The 20,755-nt window shown below is 30.8% G+C and carries 13 protein-coding genes; 1 reads left to right on the top strand and 12 read right to left on the bottom strand.

The genetic code is table 11. The annotated features are described in order from the left end of the window. The 7 genes from mobB to ICJ83_RS16480 form a co-directional block, all read right to left on the bottom strand. Positions 1-932 (bottom strand): MobB family relaxase (gene mobB, locus ICJ83_RS16510; RefSeq protein WP_188231517.1); only part of this gene is annotated, 932 nt, incomplete at its 3' end. Continuing rightward, complete coding sequence (locus ICJ83_RS16505; protein ID WP_188231516.1) at positions 898-1,473, bottom strand: BfmA/BtgA family mobilization protein; 576 nt, start codon at positions 1,471-1,473, stop codon at positions 898-900. The genes ICJ83_RS16505 and mobB, both read right to left, overlap by 35 nt. 439 nt (positions 1,474-1,912) lie before the next feature. Beyond that, complete coding sequence (locus tag ICJ83_RS16500) at positions 1,913-2,356, bottom strand: JAB domain-containing protein (protein ID WP_188231515.1); 444 nt, start codon at positions 2,354-2,356, stop codon at positions 1,913-1,915. A gap of 77 nt (positions 2,357-2,433) precedes the next feature. Next, on the bottom strand, positions 2,434-2,766 hold the full coding sequence (locus tag ICJ83_RS16495) for a single-stranded DNA-binding protein (protein ID WP_188231514.1): 333 nt from the start codon (positions 2,764-2,766) through the stop codon (positions 2,434-2,436). Positions 2,767-3,534: 768 nt separating this feature from the next. Beyond that, a complete protein-coding gene (locus tag ICJ83_RS16490; RefSeq protein WP_188231513.1) occupies positions 3,535-5,307 on the bottom strand; it encodes a ParB/RepB/Spo0J family partition protein in 1,773 nt (590 codons plus the stop codon). 332 nt (positions 5,308-5,639) lie between these two features. Beyond that, positions 5,640-9,296, bottom strand: coding sequence for a YobI family P-loop NTPase (locus ICJ83_RS16485; RefSeq protein WP_188231512.1), 3,657 nt, complete (start codon positions 9,294-9,296; stop codon positions 5,640-5,642). Positions 9,297-9,763: 467 nt separating this feature from the next. Next, positions 9,764-9,970 carry a hypothetical protein gene (locus tag ICJ83_RS16480; protein WP_188231511.1) on the bottom strand — a complete coding sequence of 69 codons (207 nt, stop codon included), beginning with the start codon at positions 9,968-9,970 and terminating at the stop codon, positions 9,764-9,766. A 394-nt stretch (positions 9,971-10,364) separates the two neighbouring features. Between ICJ83_RS16480 and ICJ83_RS16475 the strand changes: the two genes are divergently transcribed. Further along, entirely contained in the window at positions 10,365-12,542 is a 2,178-nt protein-coding gene (locus ICJ83_RS16475) for a KAP family P-loop NTPase fold protein (RefSeq protein WP_188231510.1), read from the top strand. A 317-nt stretch (positions 12,543-12,859) separates the two neighbouring features. On the opposite strand, the gene ICJ83_RS16470 is transcribed toward ICJ83_RS16475, so the two are convergent. The 5 genes from ICJ83_RS16470 to ICJ83_RS16450 all read right to left on the bottom strand — a co-directional run bounded on the left by ICJ83_RS16470 (position 12,860) and on the right by ICJ83_RS16450 (position 20,733). After that, positions 12,860-14,140: a site-specific integrase gene (locus ICJ83_RS16470; protein ID WP_188231509.1), complete on the bottom strand. Its 1,281-nt coding sequence runs from the start codon at positions 14,138-14,140 to the stop codon at positions 12,860-12,862. A 412-nt stretch (positions 14,141-14,552) separates the two neighbouring features. Beyond that, positions 14,553-17,705 carry an efflux RND transporter permease subunit gene (locus ICJ83_RS16465; protein WP_188231508.1) on the bottom strand — a complete coding sequence of 1,051 codons (3,153 nt, stop codon included), beginning with the start codon at positions 17,703-17,705 and terminating at the stop codon, positions 14,553-14,555. Positions 17,706-17,718: 13 nt separating this feature from the next. Further along, positions 17,719-18,933, bottom strand: coding sequence for a signal peptidase I (gene lepB, locus ICJ83_RS16460; protein ID WP_223154827.1), 1,215 nt, complete (start codon positions 18,931-18,933; stop codon positions 17,719-17,721). Beyond that, entirely contained in the window at positions 18,914-19,552 is a 639-nt protein-coding gene (locus tag ICJ83_RS16455) for a hypothetical protein (protein WP_188231506.1), read from the bottom strand. Before ICJ83_RS16455 ends, lepB begins: the two co-directional genes overlap by 20 nt. Beyond that, complete coding sequence (locus ICJ83_RS16450) at positions 19,549-20,733, bottom strand: 6-bladed beta-propeller (protein WP_188231505.1); 1,185 nt, start codon at positions 20,731-20,733, stop codon at positions 19,549-19,551. The genes ICJ83_RS16455 and ICJ83_RS16450 overlap by 4 nt, the downstream gene beginning before the upstream one ends. Positions 20,734-20,755 lie beyond the last annotated feature (22 nt).

Here is a 20,755-nt window from a genome sequence, read left to right as displayed (position 1 = left end):
GGAATGTTTGGAATGGGTACTTTCACACCTGCATTGGATAGCAATTTAAAAGCCATGGCCTTTTCACTACTGGGTAAGCCAATAAGATTGGCATAATATAAATGTGGACTTTTATTCATAAGTTTTCTTGAATTATAGGTTTCTACAAAGTTTCGATTGTACTTAAATTGTTTATCAAATTGTTTCTCGGCATTGGTGTAAAATTGATCTCTGTCAAAACCTCTCTTTACTGTTTTACCATTCAACTCCACTTCAGAGGCCTTATACTTACTTCCTGGCGACAAGCTGTAGGTATTGGATTGATCCTTTCTACTGACTATGATATGTATATGCGATTGCACCCCTTCTTTAGCCATACCTTGAGTAATCATCTTCCCATTAATCTTATGCGGCGCCTCCTGCTCCAACCTTTTTATTTGCTGTTGTTTCTTATGGATATCCCCTGATTCAATTTTCTGAATCTCGTTTTTAAGTCTGACTATTTTCTTGTGATAAGGCGCATTCTCGCGAATGGCTTTATCGGTACCATTATAGGTGCGCTCGTGTTCAATTTTAGCATAGTATTTTATATCCTGAATGTTAACTTGTCTACCATCAATATCTCTATTAAATGCCTTAGCATAATCCTCCATAATCGCTTTGGTATAGGCCTTTAATTTCTCCGTATCATTCTGAATATGCTTTAATTCCTGTTTGCTTGGGTTCACTGTAATTGAATAAAACTTAGGTTCCTTTTTCTTCAGTTTAGCTGTATTGCTATCAATATCTTTAATCACGTCTTTAGGATTAAACTGTTCGCCTTGGTGATTAAAAAAATGATTTTGTTCTTCGATGGTTTTATCCTGGTTTTCCTTTTCCAGATAAGCCACGAAATCAGCTACGGACTGATTATAATTCTCACCGAGCTTTTGGGGTGTTATGGTGATGTACATGATTCAGTTTTGTTTTTAATTGCTCTAGCTCTTCTTTAGTGACATTCAGCCTGTAATGTCCTAATCCAAAATTGTTTCTAACGAATTTCACTTTTTTAAGCAGTGAGGTCATTTCAGTTTTAAGATCCTGATAGGACTCCTGACTTTGTTTATACTGTTTCTGATAATATTCCAATTCTTCATTTTCAGAGATCAGCTCTTGAGGTGCAAACTCAAAACTTTCTTCAGCCTCTTCTTTAGCTGTTACTTCAAACAACTTTTTCATCAGAAAAGCAGTCGGTTCCGTTTGTTGCTTTTCAATGGATTTTATGATGGCTATAACCGCATTGAATCGTCGTTTCATTTGAAACTTTAGACTTGATAAAGTCTCCCCAAACCGCTCTAAGGGACTGATTTCATTGGTTTCAAAAAAGAGGATCATATCCAGTAAGCTAAGCGATTGGGACTTGCCGTAATGCTTACAGAAACGCCTAAATTTCTTAGCTACTGATGACTTTATTCTCAAGCCATCGAATCCTTCTTTTTCGTATCCTTTATCCATTTTTTCATAAAAAATTCGCCGGTTTTACTGGGCTGAGCCCATTTTTTCATAAAAAACGAACTCTCTTTACAAACACTCCATTATCAAAACCCTTATAAACAAAGGGCTGACAAAGGAATCAAACCCTGTAACATCGCGCAGCGTGTTACCCTCTTGCTCTTCCTTTTTCGCCCCGCCAGGTCGTAAAATCAAGCCCAGAATTACTAGTAAATAATGACCGGTAAATTCAGCTTATTGATGTTATTTAAGTTAAAGAATTCCTTTAAAAACTAAAAACGAGGGTTGGTTTGAATTGGATTGAATTGTCACCAAAACGTATGAATTTCAAAAAATCGGGATTTCAAAACGTCAGTTTTTCTAAAATGACCTTCAGCAATTGAAAAGAAAAAGGCCTAAGGAATGATCCAAAGGCCTATGATAAAATTAAGGATTATATTAACTATAAAATGCCATTATCGGCAAAACTAAAATATTCTCCAGAGGGTGTAATAATGAGATGATCTAAAACGGCTATATCTAAAAATTTGGAAGCCTTAACAATTTTCTCTGTCAGTTGTTTATCCACTTCACTGGGTTTAAGTTTACCGCTGGGGTGATTGTGTACTAATATTATGCAGGGACTAAGCGTCTTTAATGCAATTGCAAAAAGAATTCTGATATCTACTAAAGTCCCGGTGATGCCTCCAGAGGATAACTGATAGATGCCCTTCACTTTATTCGAGTTGTTTAAAAGCATGATTTTAAAAGACTCATAAAGGCCGATGGTGTCTTTGTCCCAGTGATTAAAAATGATTTCGTTAGCATCTGCGGAACATTTAATCGATAAAGAGAATTCTAATTTCTCTTTATAACTTACCTGAATTTCATTAACTTTGCTCTTCATGGACTTCAATTTTGAAGTTAAAACGTAAGATAAAAAAGGGTGCTGAGTTAAAAGGGAGCACCCTTTTGTTTTCACTTCTATTTACTCAGTAGTAAAATTTCACTAATCGTAATTTCAGTCACATAGCGTTTAACGCCTTCTTTATCCTCATAACTTCTGGAAGTTAGTTTGCCTTCAATGGCAATTTCTTTACCTGTGGTCACGTACTTTTCTACGATGTCGGCCTTTTTACCCCAGGCTACCAAATTGTGCCAACTGGTATTGGTTTGTTTCTCACCTTTGACATTGCTGTAATGCTCATTCGTAGCTAATGACATACGGGCTAACTTTTTACCGTCTTCTAAAATGGTCACCGTTGGCTCTTGCCCTACGTTACCGATTAACTGCACTCTGTTTTTAATTGTACTCATGATAAAAAATTTAAAAGGTTAATAAATCCCCCTTGTTTTGATTTTAATTAAACTAGAATTTTAAGGGGTGCTTTGTATAGTTCTCTCTAAAAGAGGACCATGTTTGAGGTGGGTTTTGTCAAGACTTTTATCAAAAGTTCAGGAGTGTCTGCGACGTAGTAAAATCCTTGGATTTTCAAGGAAGTAGAAACCTTAAGTTTTTATAAAATTTACTTGGTCTTTACAAGTTCCACTATAGCCTTAGGCCTTCTTATGAAAACCATCACGAAGTGCGTGTACGGAAAGTTAAACAAACGGAGTTATGGGAATTCATAATAAAAGTGCCTTAGGCTATGCCTGGTTTTTGCTGTACCAAAAACCAATAAAGGCCTCAAACATTACCAACCCCTTAAAATGCTTGACAGATGTATCATTTTTACGACAGAGCGAGCAAAGTCACGAGAAGACTTTGCCGATATGGCGGTTAAGAAAATGGCATATCTGGCTTCCTTAATAGATAAAATCAAAAAATGATTTCTACTTCTTGTATAATTTTAAAATGGATGACGCAGTGGAAGCGGACTCTGGATTAAAATCAAAAAATCCATAAAAGTATAATCGCTTTTTATTTTAAGTCTGTGTCCAAGATCGTTTCATGAAGTGCCTTTCTTAAATGGTTTGAAAAACATTTAAGGAATGTACTGGAATGTAATTTCTAATTAATAATGAAAAGCATACAAAAAAAAGAGAAACCAGTATCTCTACTGATTTCTCTTTCGACAACAAAAGCTACTCAGCCTGCGCTTTCTGCTCCAGTTTCACGATCCGTTCCTGAATGCGTGCCGCCCTAGCCAGAGTCTCTTTTTCAAATTCCTGTTCTGTACTTTCCATTTCAGCTTTATAAAAACCTTTCATAGCCTGATAAAAAGCGATATTGGTCAAGTTATTGGTATGATTACTTTCTCCAAAATGTACTTGTTTAATTAGTAAGTACCTGATGAGTTTATTAAACATTTCTTTTTTGAAATGAGTTCTGAAGTCCTTGTAGATCTCTTCCTTACTCATCTTTGATGTATTTCCGAAAAACTCCAGATGATACTTTTGCTGTTGGATATAGCTCACATTGTTTTCAAATAGTGATATGGTTATGGCAATCATCTCATCTTTGGATAAGGCCTTATCCAAATCAATATATCCTGCTTCCCTGATTTCTGAAATAGCCTGTCCAAACAGCTTATTATTTTCAATATGCTGTTTACGCTGTTCACGTTCTTTAATCTTTATGATTTGTTCCTCAGGCGTACAGTCGGCCATCCTACGTTCTGAAACAGGTATGGTATGACTACTCGAATCACTGGCTTCAACATCTTTAATCTTGGCATAGCAATCTTTAAACCTGTATGTTTCGGGATGGAACACAATACCTTTCACAAAACCATTATCTATTGCCGAATTATACTTTTGATGTTCCTCCTGATACTCTTTTAAAGCCTCATCTAAATCCTTTTGTAATTCCTCGTCTGTGTAATCGTAATGACGGTACTTTTCTTTAAGCAGTTCCAAAGTAGGTTCCTCTGGTTTCTCAACAACTTCCAGATCATCTAATAAATAGACTTTAATACCGCTCTTTTCAAGCTCACTGATAATCAACTGATTATTCTGATCACTCACCCAATACTTTCGTATTTCAGGAATTAACAGAATATTCTCTTGTTTAGCCTGTTCTATAAGATTTGTGAATACTTTGCGTTTCTTCGTCTCGTAGCATATGGCTTTGGTACAAATCATTTTACCCTCTCCAAACAAATGCCCTTGATTCGCGGCATTAAACGGACAAGTGACACAAGCACCAACATTCTCAATTAAGGTTTTATTCTCAACATCAAATGGTGCTCGATCCAAATCAAAGGACTGCTCCTGTATCAATCGGTCAATCAAATAAACATTAAAATCTTCTCCTATGGATTCCAGCATCAAAGCCTGTTCCTGAGGCTCAAACAATCCAACTTTAACAGCCTGTTTTAAAGACATCTCGCCAGATCTCACAAAATGTTTAAACCCTTCTATAAGCCCTGCCAGTTTTAATCGCTGACGAATAAAATGGTCGGTCCTTCCTAATCGTCTGGCTATTTCTGAAGGCTCATACTTTTCACTTAAATAGGCAATTGCATCAGCTTCTTCTGTAGGTTCCACATCCTGACGTTGCAGATTTTCGATGATCTGTACCTCCATGATGTCATTACCAGAATACTCCTTTACCATACAGGGTATGGTTTCCAATCCAGCCAATTTCGAAGCTCGGAATCGGCGCTCTCCCATTACGATGATATAACCATCTACTGAAGAACGGACAGTAATGGGTTGAAGTACGCCATGCGCTTTAATACTTTCTGCTAATTCATTTAAAAGCTTCTCATCGAAGGTTTTTCTGGGCTGCAAAGGATCCGATTGAATCTTCTGAATATCCAGATGCTCGATTTCGATTTTTAAAGCATCAACTTTTGCTGTTTTTACTACGCGTTTTGATGCATTTGTCTTGGTACTTTTTGCTCTTGTTGTCATAATACATAAATTTTAGATTAAACAATATTTGAGCAAGCTCCAAACGGAAGATAAAATTTTGACTCAAATTTTCGAGTAAAAAATTGGGGGAACCTTTGGGGGTTCCGATTATTTAGGCAGCAAATTTGAAAGCAAATATTTTAAGAGTTTAACTTTGGTGAATATTGTATGATAATTAACCTCTCAACTAACTTGAAGTCCGTAAAAAAAGCACATCAAAAATTTTAAAAATTAAACAAAAAAATATCGAGAGTCTTAACCCTCGATATTTTATACTTTACACACTTTGTGAGATACTACCAAAAATCTGCTAAGTTTTAACATGTAAACCTCTAATATTTGGAAACTACTTTAATATAAGATTTGCCTACTTCTCTCGAAGAAATAAGGTTTTTATTAAGTAAATTATCAACAAAATCTAAATTTATTTTTGTTTTACTCAACCTTGTTCTTTTTCTTGGAATCAACAAACTATCAAAAGGAGTAGCTAATTTTGAGACTAAAGTCTTTGCCTCGGATGATGTTAAATAATTTGATTGTAAATTAAACAATTTAACTCTATCAAGGTTAGAATCACTTTGACCAAAAAGTCCATTTACAAAATCAAAGGATAATGATTTATAAGTATAATTTGATAGTAATTCAACAATCAAACTAGATAATGATTTATTACCCAAAATGTATTCTTCATCTAATTTATCAAATAGCTCTACCTTTTGTTTTGATGATAAGAACTCAGAAGTGAATAAATTCACACAGTCTTCTTCATCTAGCTCATAATTTTCAAAAGATTGAATAAATTTTGTAAAATGTAACCCTATAAAAAGAATATTAAAATCAACAAAGTTTTCTTTTAATTTATCATAGTTTTCTATAGTAAGGTTAAGCTTCTTACTTCTAATTAACCACTCAACTTTATTAGGGTCTAACCCATCAAAGCTTAAACTGTTCCATGTATGTGGAGTACTAGGAACAATATTAATAAATGAATCGAAATCTAAATCATTACAATTAAGTATTGATAGGGTCAATTCCTTCTTATATTCATAATCCTCATTTATACTTGATAACGATGACTTATTTAATTCTTTATAAACATTTTTTTTATTGAGATAGTTTATAAGTATTGAATCTAATTTCTTTGTTTCATAAGACTTATAATAACTAGATACGTTATTCCATGAAACATTAACTGATTCATTTAATATAAGTTTTTCTTTTACCTCTATTTCATCAATTTTAGATAAATCAGAAATTGAAGTAATTGAATATAGAATAATTGCATCTTTTATATTTAAGCTCAAATCTTTATTGTTTAATAATAAAATTAAAGCTTCTTCAGACTCATCATGATTGCTGTCTAAATTCAAAAAGACATCATTCACATATTCTTCAATATTATTATTTACTTTCTTTATTAAATCCGTATTTTTTGAATTAATTATAGTCGTGAAATTCTTTTCAATAATTTCGGCATCTTTCAAATACTTATTTTTATTTTTTAGAATTAACTTAATGTTATTAAGATTCAATTTATAGAATTCGTTCTTTACTATAAATGCAAATATATCTTTATGTTCAACTTTAGGAATTTCTAATTTTTCAAATTCTAAATCTAATTCTGAAATGGCTTTCTTTGTTTTTTCATGGTCTTCAAATGAAGATAGAAGAGTTAGTGGATTACTTTGCTCTGCCAAAAATAATTTTAGATTTGAAGATAATGATAAGCTCCATATGTCTTTAATACTACAATTATCAAATATTAATTTTAAATACTTGATTTTTCGACTTTCAGTAAATTTGGTTTCTTCAATATATTTCCAAAAATTACGCCAGTTAGATAATGACTTTATAATTTCTCCTACCTGCTGTCCTTTATCAATATATTCGTCTAAAAATTTGGTAGCTAACTCTTTTTTATTTGAAATCTGCTTAATTATAGCATCACACTTTCCTTTATATTTATTATTGTTCTTGAATATAAAATCTACTAAATCAAAATTTAAAACAGCCTCTTTTTTAAAATATTCGGTATCTAATCGTTTTGTTATAGCTTCAACTTTTTCCAATTTGTAATTAAATGGGTTTGGCATTTGACTTTTAACACTTTGCAAGAATTCGTTATCACTACGTGTCATACTAACTCCATGGAAATATGATATATAGTCATAGTAGTTCTCATCTATATATCCATTTCGTAAAAGAAAAATTGTAAGCTTATCTTTTGAAAAATCGCTACCAAGAACCTCTACCAAATTAATCTCCTCAAATAATTGCTTTAATGTATAATTTTGAACTTGAGCTTTTTCTTCCCTTAACTTTTCTATTTCCCTATTCATCGAATAAACCTCATTCATATTGTATGAATTCACATTTAACAACCTTTTTTCAAAGCTTCGTTCAGAATCTACAAATGTTTCTAAGCTTTTAAAAGATTTATTTGAGTTTTTATCAATTACTCTATTGTAAAACTCATCATAGTGCTTATAATAGAAGTTTTCCATGCTTTGCAATTCTTCAAATAATTCATCATCCATTAATTCTTCCAAAGAGTAAAATTTAGTTTGTTTAAGTCTAATAGAAACTGGTTTGTCTAAAATCTCATTAAGGGCATTTATATATATTGCCTTTAACTCCTTAACACTTTTAACTGTTTCTTCTTCAATATTTATAACTTTTTCAGTTAGTTTATCAATTTCCATCTCAATGGAACTAATCTTTTCTTTTATGTATTGTTTTTTATTACTTATAATTTCATGCAACCTACCTTGTCCATTATGCAATTCAACGAAATCATCAGGTCGCAAATTTTTATAAACAATCATCCCTAAAAGATTATCCTGAATCAGCTTTGGACTCAGATTGCTCCTATATACTACATACTCATTACATATATTATTTAATAACCGCATATCATCAATAAATAAAGCTATGTCATCAATGAAATTTAAATTTGGTTTTTTGTCAAATGTTAACGCAGACAATCGTTCCCTTAACTTTTCGTTTGAATTAGATTTATTTATTACAGGAATTACAGGGATAATAAAATCAAAAAATTTAGTTCGGTCTTTTCCTGTAAAGATATCATCTCTTACAGCATATAGAAAAACTACATCTCCTTTTCGCTGTTCTGAATTATTTAATAAAGTATTAATCTCACGTAATTTTGTAAAAATTTCTATACTTTCAAACCTATCCAAATCCTCTAATACAACAACATTATAATAATTTCTTTCAAAGAAATATATAAGCTCATCTAAATATTGATTCAATATTGATTTATCAATATCCTTACCTAATTCTAATTCACCTTTTATACTTACTTTACTAATCTTCGAATTATTTAAAACTCTAATTATGTTCTTTGCAAATAAAGCAACACCTAAAAAAAAGAAAGTAAACACTATTAATGCTTGAAAATCCAAATCAATAATTCTCCAGGTCCAGTTTACGGGATTAAGCTTTTGTAAATAATTAAAACTAAAAATGATTAGGGCACTTAAAAACCAAATAGCGAAACCTAAAGATAATTTAAGAAGTTGTCCAGTTGTAATGTTTTTAATTCTTTTAAAACGAGAATCTGGAATTTTTTCAGATTTAACATGATAAAAAATTTGTTGAAGAATGCTCAGTTCTAATTGCCTATCTAAATTTTTATTTAAATTGGCTTTCTCAAAACTTGCTAAAGAAATCTTCAAAAAACTAAATTTACCTTTGGTGGTTTCTTCAAAAGTTTTAATCAAGCTACTTTTTCCTGACCCATATGAACCTGTTAAAGCAATATTATTTATGTCTTTATCTTCAACTCCTTTTGTTAATGCTTCTAAATAAATTTTTACATTATCAGGATTTAACGACTTTGGAGATAAAGAGTTAAACAAACTAACATGATTTTGTTCCTGATTTTCCTGTTTGTTTGAAAACACAGCCTTTAAATCTTTTAGAAAATTTTTAGAAATCTCCCAGGCACTTTTTAGTTTATCTCTCATAGGTAAATTAGTTTGTTTCTAGCAAATCAAAAATTTAACCATTCTAAGAAAATTCCACATTTAACGTAGAGATTTTTATAATCAACCTTAAACAATGTCAATATGGCAGAAAATACGCATTAAAAAGTGTTAATTATAGTTTAAAAAAATGACATAATTAATTTTCATATATCAAATTAAAGCTAACCCAAAAACCAAAGAACTTCCCTCAAAACAAAAGTTTTTACAACAAATCGTTTATTAATATCAGCTAACTTTGCTATGGTCTTCTAACATTTATTAACCTTCGGATTAGAAATCATCGGTAAAAGCCTTTTTGGTTAACTCAGTTTGGATAATCACTATAACGCTCTAAAATTTTGTTGGCTTGGGGTAATAAATTTGCCAACTTTGTTGGCTTATAAGACTGGTTAAAAAAATTTAAAACATTTTACGCTATATATAATTATAAAACTATACACTTACCGTTATGGTGATTTATCTTTCTTACCATAATAATTCCTTTTGATTTCTTTTAAACCCAATCCAGCAGAAACCGCTAAGGCTAGTGGTGTCATAATCTTTTCAAAAAAAACTCCTATAGTTTCTATTTTATTATTTGGCATCATCCAAAATAAAACCACAAGTACTAGTAAAAAAATCAATAAGCTCATAAAGTTTGTTAAACGTTTCATAATTATATTATTAAAATCAATTTCGTAATCTATCAATTTTCTTTAATTCATAAAAGGACACCTTATCTTAGTCAATGAAAGCCTCAATGTTTTTGGGGGTTACGACAGATTTTCTTCTTTTATACCAAAAGAGGTCTGTGTGGTGTAAATTCAATATCTGCATTAATTAGGTGCTTTTTTATCAATTTATTTTAATTTCAAAATTGTATCCAACGGGACAATTTCACACCAAATTAACTAGAAAGTTTTATTGCATTTTAGACATGAAAGAATAAGTTTAATTATGGATGAATAGCTAAAAAGGAGTTCTTGTTTATATTAAGTCTAAGCAAGCTTGGTATCAAAAATGATATTATTTTCAGAACTTTGGAATATCTATTTAATTGATTGAAAAATGGAAAACAAAAATATATTAAGCAACGATATTGCTATCCGAAAAAAGGAAGAAGATTTATTAAACTACTATCCATACGCTGAAAAAATTCAAAAGGTAATACAAGGATATGCGAACAACCCAGAACCTCTTACAATTGGTATTTATGGTAAATGGGGAGCTGGTAAAAGTTCCCTATTAAACCTTATTGAAAGACAAATAGAAGTTTTCAGTAAAGAGAAAGATGACAAACGATATATAAAATTCCATTACAATCCATGGATTTACCAAACCAAAGAAGAAATGCTTTATGACTTCTTTGAAACATTATTTGGAAAACTAATTTACAGTGGTGACGAAACCCTTAAAAAAGCTGGTGAACTCATAAAAAGATATAGCAGATATCTAAAATCAGTTAAACTATCAGCCTCGGCTGGTGTACCTAAATTATTCAACATGGGAGTTTCCTTTGAGCCATATGAAATATTACAAAGACTTGGCGAGGACTTAGAGGGTGAAAAAAAAAGCCTAGACGAACTTAAAAATGACATAGATGATATCTTAAAGAAATCAGATAAAAAAATTATAATTTTCATAGATGATGTCGATAGACTAGACAAAGACGAAATATTCACTCTTTTCAAACTAATTAAAATAAACGCTGACTTTAAAAACCTAATTTTTATTGTATGTTTAGACCACGAATATGTGGCCAAAGCAATACACGATAGATATGGTGATGATGAAAAATCTGGAAAGGATTTTTTAGAAAAAATAATAAACATCCCCTTAGAACTGCCCCTCGTTGAAGAAGCTGATTTAGATTATTTTTTAAAGAAAAAAATAAATCCAGTCCTTTCATCTAAAAAAATAAGAAAGCAAGATTTAGACGAACTATTTAATAGTTTAAACGGTAGTTATTTTAGCTCTCCACGTGAAGTTGTTCGCATAATAAATTCCTTTGCCTTCTCATTTTACGCCATCGGAGATGAGGTAAATATTCATGATTTATTTTGGATAGAGTATCTAAAAATAAAGCACCCAAAAACTTATCAGCTTATAAAAGGATATGCTGGAAATAGACTTAAATCGAATTTAATATTTCTCGAAACAATAAATTTCAACAATACATTCGAAGACCAGAAAAACGAGTCTGGCTTAAGAAAAGAGTTAATGGACAACCATAAAGAAGCTTATTCTATTATCAATTTTTTATTTCCAATGGATAGGACTGGAACCGTTATGGCATATCAAGGGCCTAAAATCAAACCCAGTCAAATATTAGATACTGAACTACGCATTAATCATTTAAACCACTTTGAAAAGTATTTTTCATTCCACGTAAAGGGAAAAATATCCGAACTATCATTTTCAAATTTCAAAGCTTTAATAAGCTCCGATAAAAATGATGAAGCTTTAACAGTTTTAAATGAAATGATACAAAACACAGGGCAATGGAAAATTGTATATCGTATTAATTCAGAAATAGAAAACATAGATGACAAACTTCTTGATAAGCTAATAAACTTCTTGATTAATAATTTAAATATATTTTCAGAAACAACCAATGTACAAGAAAATAACATTGAGGTGATAAGAAGCATTGCTAGTAAACTTGCCCATAAAAGTGATGAAAAAAAAGCTTTAATTATTTCCATAGCTAATAAATTAGATTATATACAACTCTGCTGGTATTTGGAGACATTTATACGTGAAAATATTGAAATTAAGTTTATTGAAGAAATAGAACAAACACTAATTGGTAAAGTAAAGGCTATCGAAAACCATCCCTTTTTCAAAAATAAAAGTGTATCGAAGATGACTATGGAAATATGGTCCAGATTAGAATTCGATAATTTCCAAGGCTATGTATTGAAGCATTTAGATTCTAAAGAAAATATAACATCGTTTATAAGAAGTTTTACTTACCTATGGAACGACACCATCAATGGTATGTTTAAAAGTGGTGATTACCATGAAGTATCGGCGGTTCTTAAACTTGATTGTGATTTAATATTTAAGAAAATAAAAGATGTTCTACCTGAACTCAAGGATATTAACCAGACTGAACAGATTGACAGCAATTGGAGTGATTATGATGGAAATTCAGACTTACAAAATATCCAACAATTCATGTATTGGCACTTATCTAAGGCCGAACAAGATAAAACCGACACCAATATATCTCATGAACAATAGCCTTAAAACCATTTTATGATACATAGCCCACATCGAATAAATTGAGTTTTGTGTCCTTTTGTGTGATAACAAGAAAATTTAACAATTCCTGCAGATTACAAATATGTTACTTGCTCGAAAAAGCCAATATAATGAAGCTAAAAAACATAATAAAAGGTAAATTTTTAGATTTTTCGCTAAATAAAGAAAAGGTATATAAAGCGTGCATTTTTATACAAGCAAAAAGGGTTCACAATTCGTGAACCCTTTATTTATGAGGTATAAATACAATTATAACATGTTACCATCTACTTGAAGACTGCGAAACGAAGACTCTATTAAACTATTCTTAAACAAACCACTTCAGATCTTTTTATAATTTGTTTAACCTCTTCCCTACTTAAAACATCCTTTAATTTCCCCATATCCTTACTAATTTTCTTTTCAATTACCCTCGCATATTTCTGTGTGGTTGATAGTTTAGTGTGTCCCAAAAGTTTAGATACAGTTTCAAAGGGCACATCGTTAAGCAGAGTAATTGTTGTGGCAAAGGTGTGTCTAGCTACATGGAAGGTTAAATGCTTATTAATTCCTGCAGAAACTGCTATGGTTTTTAAATATTTATTGACCTTTTGATTAGAAATAACTGGCAGTAATCTGTTTTGGTTAACTTGGTTTGGATAATGACTATAACGCTCTAAAATTTCGTTAGCTTGGGGTAATAAAGGCACTTTTACCGTAGTTTTAGTTTTCTTTCTTTTAATATCAATCCATAAATCACCATCAACACCTTCTACTATATCTCCCTTTTTAAGTAATTCAACCTCAGTATAGGTTAAACCTGTATAGCAAGAAAACAAAAACAAATCTCTAACAAGGAGCAATCCAGATTCCTTTAGTTTAACAGTCTTTAATTTATTAAGTTCTTTTATTTCCAAAAAGGCACTATCATAATCATCATACTTTAAACCGTATAAATTAAAAGGGTTAGCATTAAAACATCCAAACTTAACCGCAATGTTTATGAGCTTTTGAAACCGTTCCATATGTTTCATAACCCCATTATTATTTAAAGGCTGTGAAGACCGAAGAGGTTTACATGTTCTTAGGTAGTTTTCAAAATCTACAATAAAAAGATAATCTATGAACTGTAATTGAATATCTGAAGTTTTATATTGATGCTCAATAAACCGTTTAAGATATTTCTCTGTTGCCCCATAGTTTTTCAAAGTGCCTTGAGATAGTTTTGGAGCTTCAACCTCTTTGTGATACCTTATAATATCCGATAACTTTTCAAAGGTTTTGTCTTTTCCTAAATAACGAAGTTTAATTTTTTGAGAAGTAATCGGGCGACCTTCGCTATACAGTTGTCTATGGCAATCCATTAAATCAGCATAAACATCATCTAAATACATGTTTATACTCTGCGCACCTTTAACCCTTGGATTAAGTCTTGAGGATTCTGAACACCAATGAGATTCTAAGGTTGTACGCTTAATACTGATGTCTGCTCCAACACCATCAACACGAATACGTGCATAAATAGGAATTTGTCCGTCACTTTTGATTGCTGTCTTTTTCAACCAAAAGCCAATACTAAATGATTTTGTGGTTTTCATTACATTTCACTTTAGTTAAACAATGATTAAAGTGAAAGTCAAATCTCTGGAAAGTCCCGTAGGAAAGACAATTTACGAAATTCATTTGAATTAAATAGGACACCCTATAGGACATCTTTAGCACTGAATTCAAATGATTTCAATTGAAACTAAAAAATATTAAACTCCTGAAATTCATTTGTTTAATATTTATTTAGTCTTCAATATTTCAATTTTGTCGGGGTGGCAGGAAGACCTGAAACTCCAACTTATGTAGTGAAATCAATAAGTTTCATACTCCTAGTAACTTTTAGTAACCGAATAAGTAACTTATTTGATAGGAACTTTTGTTATTATTTATAACAAAGTTATGATTTTTCTATAATTTCCTAATGATTTAGCTTTTAAACATATTTTTTTATTTGCTTATCTTTTACTCAACTCTTTTACTTTTTCTTTTCATCCCAAACATAGGCAAATAAAAATAGAGGCCTATTAAAGAGAATAATAATCCTCCTATTGCTCCTACTGCAAATGAAAACCAAAACACTTCATTTTGGCCATGCCATACAAAAGGTATCAGACCAACAACGGTGGAAACAATGGTTAAAATCACTGGTATAATCTTATAATTGAATGCCTTAAAATATAATTGTTGGCGGTTTCTATAGGGGTATTGTTTTCTTAAATTATTATAGTCATTAATAATGAATAAAGCGGAATTCACACTAATACCACAAAGCAATATAAATGACGCATACCCCCCCTGATCAAAATTAAATTCAAATAGGTAAAACATTAAAAATACACCTATAAACGAAATGGGTATCATACTAATAATAGCAAAGGGTTGGTGCAAAGATTCTAATAGAATCGCACAAATGAAAAATATAATGAATATCACTATAAAAATGTAATAGTACTGTGTAGAATCCTTTTTGTTCCAATAATTATAAGATTGTTCTAAAACCCGATAACCTATTGGAAGTTTATCTCTTAACTCCTTAACATTATGTTCTCTTACCTTTTGAGCCAAAGGTTGTGTTCCTAGAAAGTCATAAGCTACTGTTAGCTGATATTGCTGATTATTTTTATAAATAGTGTTACCACTTTTTCGTTTTTCGACAGACGCCAACTGATCTAATTTATATTGTTTGTTGTTAACAGAAATAGGCAAGTTTTTTAAATCCCAAATAGTAAATTTTTGATAATTATCAGATACAAGCTTTATATCCTGTCTCTCATGATCTTGAATTATTGAGGCTATATTTCCAGAATGTACTTGATTTTTTAAAAAATCATACAATTGATTCTGCGAAACATTAGCTAATGCCAATTGCTTCTCGTTAAATGCCATATAATACTCATTAAGCGGTGATGCCCCCCACCGCCCTGTAGTAATTTCAATATCTTTTACACGGCCGTTAGAATTCACTTCTAATTGCTCTTGTAATAGTTCTGCATAACTATACAAATCATCATAATTGTAGCCCTCAAGAATAATGCGATTGCTTTTATATCCATTTCCCAATGCATTAGAAAAACCTCTCCCTACACCGCTAACTGTCCAATCCAAGCCTCCCAAACTTATGGATTTGGATTCCAGCATACTTTTTAAAGTATATGGGAAACCACTGTATTCATATTCTTCTTTAAAATAGATGGTTATATTTGAACTCTTAGAACTACTTATTCGAGTTTCATACAATGACACCTCCTCAAACTGCCCAATATAGTTTTCCATTTTTAAAATCACTTCGTTAAGCTGTTCTATGGTACAACCATCAGGCATACTTCCAGTAACACGCAAGGTTGTCCGTTCTGGTTCACTATAATATGAATTCTCAAAAACATCCTCAGTAAATAACCTTAGGGATCCTCCTAATGCTTTCTCTAAAAAGGGGCGTAACTCCGTATTATACCATTCATATCCAAATGTGTCATTATACAATTTAGATCCAAAAGTTTCAGTTTTAAGCTCTTTAGGCAATAAATGTAAAGGCAAGCCAAAGCCTAAAATAAACAAAACAATAAAAGCCCATTTAAGTTTTGGTTTACACATCCAAAACACAACCGCACTATAAAACTTAGTAAACTTGATAACACGTCGCTTACGTCTTATAGAAAAACGAGTGTATTTTTTATCCAATCTGATTTTATCCATCAAAGCCGGTACAAAATACAAAGACACTAAAAGGGAAACACCTATGTTAACCGCAATAACTATTGCAAAATCCCATAAATTTAAACGCTGGTTTTCTTCTAAAAAGAAAATCACTATAAGCGCTCCAATGGTTGTTAAGGTTGCTGCCAATATGGCCAAAAACGATTTTTTATTCCCCTTATTTCTCATGTGATCAATCATAATGATGCTATTATCAATTATAATCCCAAAGGAGATCGTAATGCCTGCAAAAGAATACAATTGTAATTGTACCCCAAGAGCATAATAAAAAATTATTGCTATTAATAAATTGACTGCGATACTCAAAAGTAAAATCATCAAGTACTTAAAACTTCTATTAATAAGAAGAATTAAAACCAAAAGAATTAATAAGGAGAATAGGGTTCGTTTTTGGATTTTATCAAGCTCAGAAACAATAAATTCTGTGGTGTCCTGGGTCATTTTAATAGAATACCCAGGTGATAATTGCTTTTTAAAATTATCTACTGTTTGTCTCACCTCTTTTGCCAGACTAATGGTATTTACACCTTTTTCAGCATACACCACCATATTAACGGTATTAAGTCCATTGATGCGATAATAAGAATTCACCTTGCCTTCTTTATAACGTATAGTGGCAATATCCTTTAAATAAATTATTCGGTTATTGATTTTCTTTATAGGTATCTGATTCCAATTAATATCTCCTTGTGGTTTATAGGCCAAAACCAAAGCAATTTCACTATCAGAAGACTGTTTTTGTGAATGGATAAATGCTTTTCCTAATTCCTTTTTATTCAAATAGGAATTAATTGCTCCTTGAAGTTCTGATACTGATATTTGCAGTTGAAATAGTATCTCACTATTATAGTCTATAACCCATTCATATGGAGCAGCTCCATAAACATCTACTTTGTTGACCCCTTTTAACGTTGAAAGCTTTGGAAGCAATTGGCTTTCAACATACTTTTTTATAAAATAAGGACTTTCGTTGGCATTGATGCTGTATGAAACAATTGGGGATGTATTTTCATTGGCGCCTCCTTTAGATAAAGACGGATAACTCACGCCCTCAGGCAACCCAGAATAACTTTGACGGATTAAATTAGCCACCTCAAAGCGGATAACATCCATATCCACATGATTTTTAAAATCGATAGAAACAGAACCTCCTCCTTTACGAGATGTTGAACTTATTCCTTCTATACCCCTAACCAAATTAAAAACACCTTCTAGTTTCGAAGTGACTTCTTGCTCTACGACTCTAGCAGATGCTTCTGGCCAATTAAAACTAACGGTTAATGACTTATTGGTAAGTGTTGGTTTTAACTGAACGTTGAGCAAAGGAATTAAACTTGCTCCTATGATAGATAAGCATAGAAATACGGTAAGAATAGTAAATGAAGGTGATTTTTGTTTCATTATAATATAAAACCTATTCTACTTTTTTAAAAAAACGGCTCCATTGAAAATGCTGATCCTTAGTAGAAAATAGTACACAGGAAACTTCCCCTATAACATTTTCTTCTGGAACAAATCCGATATACCTAGAGTCCATTGACTCCTTTCTATTATCACCCAACATAAATAAATAATTTCTCCTAAAAGTATAAGTTTCCAATAACTTCCCTTCTTTATAGAACAATCCATTTTCCTTATAGATTTCAACCTTCTCATGTTTCTTTAAAGTATATCCATAAAATTGAAAAGTATCATCATTTAACTGTATTTCCATACCTTTTTTGGGTAAAACAATTGGACCATAATTATCCAAAGTCCATGGATGGTCCTTAGCCCAAGGGAATAGATTAGTATTAACGGAAAAATCCATTAACTTTAATTCCAAAGAATCTATACATCTTAGCTTATTAACATGTACCACCTCAATATTTGAAAGATTCAATTGCTTCCATTTATTCCTGTTAACAGATAGAATATTTGATTCAATTTTAAGGGAATCTAAGGCTTTATAAAAAATAAGGGGATTATTTATCCTTAAAGTATAATTGTTTTTAATATTATTTGAAAATCTTTCAACACTATCATTAATATAAACTTTTCCATTAACTATTTTTAAGGTATCACCTGCAATGGCCACACAACGTTTTACAATGACTTTACTATTTTCGAAAACTACAATATCTCCTCGATTTATACTACTTATACCTGGTAATCGCTTAAGCTTCCCATTGTTCTGTTTTGAAATTCCATTTGATCTATCCCGTTTATTAAAAAAGATTCTAAGCAAGGGAGTTTCAAGAATATACTTTGGTAATCTTGGACCATATTTTAATTTGTTTACCACAATAATATCTTTAGGATATAAAGTATTAGCCATTGATGAACTTGGTATAAAATAAATTTCAAAACAGAACAACCGAAAACTAAAACAAATAATATAAATAAATAAAATAAATTGACTAGAGTTAAACAAAAACCTAACTTTTAAGTTTTTAATCTTACGGATCAAATATTTTGACGCATAAAACAAAAGAATAACTAAATTTATAAGAACAAAAAACCAGAACGGAAAGAAGAAAACTATGGTTAACAAAATTAAAAACACAAGCCCTCTTTTATTTATCCTTATTTTTCTTAATTTTAAACTTAATTTAAAATCATTATTATACCTATTCTTGGAATTTATCATTGTTGTTAAGAAGTATATTCAAATAATTGTGAACCTCATCTGGAAATACATTATTAGGAACAAAAAATGAATGAACTTCTAATTTTTCATCTAAAATAAACGAATATGAACTGGGTTCAAAAAGACTATCAAACGGTAACTCTCCTTTTTTTACCCAAAAAACATTGTTACCTATTTCTGAAGCTCGTTTCCATAGAACAAAATCTTCATATCTATTAAAATCAACTAAAACTATTATATCAAATTTTTCTTGTATTCTTTTAATTCTTTCTGGTCTTTTAAAAATAAGATTTACACATGTGTTACATCCAATATCTGAATATCGTATAATAAATTTCTTTTTATCACCTTCTGGTAATTTTGTTTTAATTTTTAGACCTGTATCATTAAACTTGTAGAGATCAAGTTTTTTAATTTTTAAATTTCCTAATTGATAATTTTTCATTGCTAACGAATTAAAATAATCGCTTTGCATTAAAGCCTTATTCAGGCTATCTTGCTGCTTATTAACAACAATCCTTAAATCATTATAACCCAAAGTTAGTCTACCCTTTTGAATTAAAAGATACAACGAAAATAATATTGAAAGTATTAAAAATAGAATTAATGTTTTTTTCATATCCTTTTTAATTTGACTTTTATAATGAAATTTTTATCCAAATAATCCGACCTGTTTTTCATTATTGGATGATCATCATTTAAAATATACTCTAAATGAATACCTGGCACTAATGCTGTAAATGAATTCTCCTCAACCTCAGAAACCATAAAATCCGGTAACCTCTTAAATAAGTTTTTCGAAACACTAAATTGTTTAGACTGAACCATTATTTGATTATCTGTTTTTCTTAACAAAGAATAAAATCTTTCGTATTTAGAATTAAATGACCCTATAATTACATAATCATTAGTTTCCATCCAAATTCCCGCATACCCATTATAACCTTCTGTTATATCTTTTGTCTTTAGAGTTCCAGGACTAAATTTAAGAACCCCTCTATTGTCCAAAAGAATACTTTCTTCATAATCTACAGGAAAAGGATTAGGTGAATACACAAGTTCAAACCTTTTAACAAAGTTATTATTAACAGAAATATCATATATAAAAGGGTTTAAATAATTAGAAAATCGTAAAGTATCGTTAATTTTCTGAAAAGGATTTGAAGATTCAATAATAGAAATTCCATCAAGTTCATCATTATAAAAAAGATCTGTATCCTCAATACTCTTTAAACTATTATCTAATATGGCAACTTGATAACGTTTCCCTTCATGTTCAGGGTTATAAGAAGAATAATTCTTAAACCCAGCAAAACTATTACTTTTAGGTATTCTAGATAGAGCTGAAAATATAAATTTAGATGTTTTGGTTTCTTTTACAATATCAAAATCCCTATTACATGTGAAAACCTTTTTGAGTGCGAAATCATAAATTTCAAGGTTACCTTCATTATTTATCCAACAATCGTTCAACTGAATTGCTTCACCAGGTCCTCTTCCTAAAGTAATAACATTTTTCACGAAACCACCTACTGTGTCAAAAACAACTATACGTTTAGTAATAGATTTATCAAAAACAATATAATGATCTTTAGTTTTAAGAACTTTATGCGCTTCACCAATGTAAGCCCCTCTTTCTTCTTTTAATGGTGTAATTTCAATGTTTTCAACAAATGCCCCAATATCAATTACACTTTGAAGAGAATCACACTGAATATAAATTTTTTTTGAATTTGTTTTATTTTCTATTTTACTACATGAGATTCCAAAAACAAGTATAATAAGCACTAAATATTTCATAATTAATTATTTTTTACTGTGA

Source organism: Aestuariibaculum sediminum (assembly GCF_014596945.1).
GTDB classification, from domain to species: domain Bacteria; phylum Bacteroidota; class Bacteroidia; order Flavobacteriales; family Flavobacteriaceae; genus Aestuariibaculum; species Aestuariibaculum sediminum.
This window is presented reverse-complemented; position numbering and strand designations above follow the sequence as displayed.